Source organism: Mycobacterium parascrofulaceum ATCC BAA-614 (assembly GCF_000164135.1).
Taxonomy (GTDB): Bacteria; Actinomycetota; Actinomycetes; order Mycobacteriales; family Mycobacteriaceae; genus Mycobacterium; species Mycobacterium parascrofulaceum.
In genome coordinates, this window is sequence record NZ_GG770556.1 from 236,090 (window position 1) to 240,392 (window position 4,303).

The 4,303-nt window shown below is 66.5% G+C and carries 4 protein-coding genes; 2 read left to right on the plus strand and 2 right to left on the minus strand.

Annotated features, from left to right (window positions below):
* A partial coding sequence (locus HMPREF0591_RS31180; protein ID WP_244269054.1) for an MMPL family transporter occupies positions 1 to 1,427 on the minus strand: 1,427 nt, incomplete at its 3' end.
* 390 nt (positions 1,428 to 1,817) lie between these two features.
* Here HMPREF0591_RS31180 and HMPREF0591_RS21000 point away from each other — a divergent pair.
* The gene (locus tag HMPREF0591_RS21000; RefSeq protein WP_007170638.1) at positions 1,818 to 2,702 is read left to right on the plus strand and encodes a cyclopropane mycolic acid synthase family methyltransferase; all 885 of its coding nucleotides are present in this window, start codon (positions 1,818 to 1,820) and stop codon (positions 2,700 to 2,702) included.
* An 8-nt stretch (positions 2,703 to 2,710) separates the two neighbouring features.
* On the opposite strand, the gene HMPREF0591_RS21005 is transcribed toward HMPREF0591_RS21000, so the two are convergent.
* Positions 2,711 to 3,508: a TetR/AcrR family transcriptional regulator gene (locus HMPREF0591_RS21005; protein WP_007170639.1), complete on the minus strand. Its 798-nt coding sequence runs from the start codon at positions 3,506 to 3,508 to the stop codon at positions 2,711 to 2,713.
* A gap of 54 nt (positions 3,509 to 3,562) precedes the next feature.
* On the opposite strand from HMPREF0591_RS21005, the gene HMPREF0591_RS21010 reads away from it, so the two are divergent.
* A partial coding sequence (locus HMPREF0591_RS21010; RefSeq protein ID WP_007170640.1) for an acetoacetate decarboxylase family protein occupies positions 3,563 to 4,303 on the plus strand: 741 nt, incomplete at its 3' end.

Genomic DNA, 4,303 nt, shown 5'->3' on the forward strand with positions numbered 1-4,303 from the left:
GCGTCGCGGCCACCGGCGAACGTTGTGCCGGGTGCACTGACCCCCAGCACATCGGGCACCCGCGACAGATCGGCGGCATAGCGGTCCAGCTCAGCCGGTGTGAGCCCGTCGGCGTCGGGAATGACCACGGTCACCGCGGTGGCCGCATTATCGGTAAAGCCGGCGCGCAACTGGTCACCAACCTGGTAGGCGCTGCTGGAGTGCGGCAGCATCCGTTCGTCGGGCAGGCCCCACTTGACGCCCAGGAAGGGCGCCCCGAGCACCACCAGCAGCGCGATCACGGCCAGCCCGGCCGGAAGGGCGTGGCGCATCACGAATTTCGTGGAGCGGTACCAAAACAGCTCCTCGACCGGCTTGGGGGCCGAGTCGCCGCGATGCAGCAGCCGCCGGCCCAGACGGCGCACATCGAGGGCGTCAAGGCGGGCGCCGAGGACCACGATCGCCGCGGGCGTGACGACGACGGCGGCCAGCGCCGCGAAGGCGACGGTGGCCACGCCGGCGTAGGCGAAGGATTTCAGGAAATACATCGGGAACAAGATCGCCGTGGCCATCGACAGCGCCACGGTGGTCGCAGAAAACACCACCGTGCGCCCGGCGGTGACCATGGTGCGGATCAGCGCCTGTCGGGGTGCGCTGCCCTCAGCGAGTTCGTCACGGTATCGGCTGATGATCAGCAGCGTGTAGTCGATTGCCAGCGCCAACCCCATCGCGGTGGTGAGGTTGAGCGCGAAGATGGACACATCGGCACCGAAGGTGATCAGCCGAAGGACCGACATGGACCCCACAATGGCCATCGCCCCGACCAGCATCGGCACCGCGGCTGCCAGCAATCCACCGAACACCCAGGTCAAGACCACGAAACTTAGCGGGACCGCGATGGACTCCATAAGCAACAGATCACGCTCGCTTTGCTGGTTGGCCTCGGCGTAGACCATCGGCACTCCCCCGAACCGCACGCTGACCCCATCGCGTCCCGGTCCCAGCTGCTCAGCAAGGGTGCGGGCGTATTTTTGCGCATTGTTTTCCCCGCCGGTGATCGAGGCCACGATCAGGCCCGTTTTCCCGTCCCGGCTGACCAGGCGGGAGGCCGCCGCCGGCGGCGAGGTCCACGCCGAGCTGATATCGGCGACATGCGGTGAGGTGTGCAGGCGGTTGACCAGATCGGTGCCCACCGCCCGGGCGGCCTCGCCGGTAGCGCCGTCAGCGGAGGTGACGGTGACCTGCAGCTGCTGGTCGCCCTGACCGAATTTCTCGCCCAGCAGCTCGTTGGCGTGGGCCGATTCCGACGTCGGGTCTTGAAATCCGCCGGCTGACAGATTCTTGGCGACCGGGACGCCAAAGAGTGCGGCCGCCGCGGCGATCAGCGCCGCGACCGCCAGGACTCGGCGCGGCGCCGCCAGCGCCAGTAACGCGATACGGGTCATCACCAGGTCTCCCTCCACAGCTGCGACTCTCCGTTGACCCACCAGCGCTACCGCTCCCACGACGCAGTCCCGCTATCCGCGGGCTGCGGCGGTCACCGATGTCACGGCGGGCCCGCCACGCTGAGGCCGTGCACCGATGAATGGTACGTCAACGTACCAGTACCCACAGGAGGGAATCCCTAATCCGCACCATGACGTCGACCACACTTGCTCGATGCGGGCTCACGCGCGTAATTTTTAACCGCCGGTACGGTGACGTACCGGCGGCGGGGCGGAGCCCGCGCACCATGCACCATGCCGAAAGGGTCTGGGTGGCTCTGGCTTGGTCGACGCGCGGGCAGGCAGGGGGCCTGCCACGACGAGACAGTCGCGAACCGGGAGGGACAATCACCGATGGCGAAGGCGCCGACCGGCCGGAGGAAGATGCGGCCGCATTTCGAGGACGTGCAAGCGCATTACGACTTATCCGACGACTTTTTCGGTTTGTGTCTCGATCCCACACGCACCTACAGCTGCGCCTACTTTCGCCGTGGCGAGATGACACTGCAGGAGGCGCAGCTGGCCAAGATCGACGTGAACTTGGACAAGCTGCAATTACAGCCGGGGATGACGGTGCTCGACGTGGGCTGTGGGTGGGGTTCGGCGATGGCACGCGCGGTCGAGCGATACGACGTCAACGTCATTGGTCTGACCTTGAGTAAAAATCAGCATGCCTACAGCCAGCGGCTGCTCGACCACCTGCCGACCGAGCGGTCGCGTGCGGTGTATCTGCGCGGCTGGGAGGAGTTCGACGAACCGGTCGACCGCATCGTGAGCATCGAGGCGTTCGAAGCGTTCGGCAAACCGCGGTACGCGGCATTCTTCGAGCAGACTTATCGCCTCCTGCCCCGCGACGGCCGCATGGAGGTGCAAACAATATTCACCCACCCGCCGGGCTACTGGCACGACCACAGCATCGCGATCACCATCAGCGACCTGAAATTCATGCGGTTTATCGCCCAGGAGATCTTTCCCGGCGGCGAAGTTCCGTCCACCGACGACGTCGTGGGCCTGTCGCGCGCCGCCGGGTTTGTGGTCGAACAGATCGAATCCTTGAACTCCCATTACGTCAGGACACTGGACACGTGGGCGGCGAATTTGGCGGCCCGCCGTGACGAGGCGATCGCTGTGACCTCCGAAGAGGTCTACCAGCGTTACCGACGCTATCTGACCGGGTGCGCGGACTTCTTCAGGCGCGGCATCACCGAGGTCGCCCAGTTCACCTTCACCAAGGACTGAGCCCATCATCATCGCCTGCGCCGTGGCGTTGCAGACACGGGGCCGGGGCCGGTCAATGCTGCAGTCGGCCCGGACGCAGGTTGCCCCGTCGCGGCCGACAGCACATACCGACTGAGCGCCTCGTGATAGACGGCGGTCAGTCGGTGCTCTCGGGTCAGTGTCGTGGCCGTTCCCATCCCCTGGATCAGCGCACGAATGCCCGCGGCCAAGGTGCTTGCGGCCCGCGCTTGATCGCCGGAGCCGGCCTCCATCGTCAAAACTCCGGCCCAGGCCGCGAGCAGAAACCGTGCAGTCGCCACAGTGTCCATCGACTGCAGTTCCCCGGCACTGATGGCCTCGTCGAGGACGGCGACGATGCGCTGCAATTGCTCGTGTCGGCGGGTGGCGATCGCCTCGGCGGCGGCGGTGTCGGCGGGAAAGAGCCCGAGCGGACCAAGATAGGACAACGAAATCGCCTCAAACAAGGCCGGCCGGTCCCCGGCGAAGGCCAGGGTGGCGCCGGCGGCGGCGATGAGGCGCTGCAGCGGTGACACGTCCAGCGACCAGGCCGCCGCGACGTACTGGCCGTGCACTTCCAGGGCACGCTCGGCCAGCGCCTGGGCGATACCGGCCTTGCTGGTGAAGTGATTGTAGACCGACGACGGCGCCACACCGGCGCGCGCGGCGATGTCTTCGATCGTCGCCGCGCGGTAGCCCTCCTGCGCGAACGCGGCCACCGCGGCCTCCAGGATGCGATCCGCGGTCAACCGTGCACGCCGCGCGTGGCCGTTCTCCCGCACCGGCGCGTACGAATCCGGGCGGTTCACGCGACACCACCCACGAAGTTTGGAGTGTTCTCCATATTGCAGTAGGCTCCATACATGTTTGCAGAGCTTATGGGTCACGCCTATGGATCGCAGGGACCGACCACGCTCAGCGATGGCAGCGTCGTGCAGATGCCGCTGCTGACCTATCGCGCCCGCTCGTTTGCGGCGATGTTCACTATCAGCGCGGCCAAAGCCACCGCCCTGCTGCCTACTGACGCGTTGCGGCCGGTGCGCGTGTCCCCGCGCCGTGCTTTGGTGATGGTGCAGGTCATGCAGTACACCGACAAGTCGATCGCGCCCTATCAGGAGTTCGTTTTCTCCATCCTGGTGCACCGGTCCCGGCGCGTCGACGTGCCCGGTGTCTCGGCGGCGTTGTGGCAGCGGCTGCCCGGCTCCGGCTCCTACATCACCCACATCGCCGTCGACGACGAGGAGGGCCGGCTGATCGGTCTGGAAGTGCTGGGCTTCCCCAAGTTCATCGCCGGCATCGAGCTCGCCGAGACTCCCCGCGAGCGACTCGCCGAGGTCAGCGCCGACGGACAGTCGATCTTCACGCTGGCGATCTCGCGGCCCACCAAGGCCCACCGCCAGCAGCGCCGCGACTTCTACTGCTATTCGCTCAGCCCGATCGACAACACGATTTTCCACGTGCCCTATGAATCGCAGGCCGACGCCGCGCTCATCTGGGGCCCCCGGGCCGCACGCCTGCATCTGGGCTCTCACCCGGTTGCCGACGAACTTCGCGACCTCGATGTGTCACCGGCGCCACTGTTCGCTCTGGACATCCCCCAGTAC

Coding starts and splice junctions, on each gene's coding strand:
- HMPREF0591_RS21000 (WP_007170638.1), top strand. CDS start 1,818: ATGGCGAAGGCGCCGACCGGCCGGAGGAAGATGCGGCCGCATTTCGAG.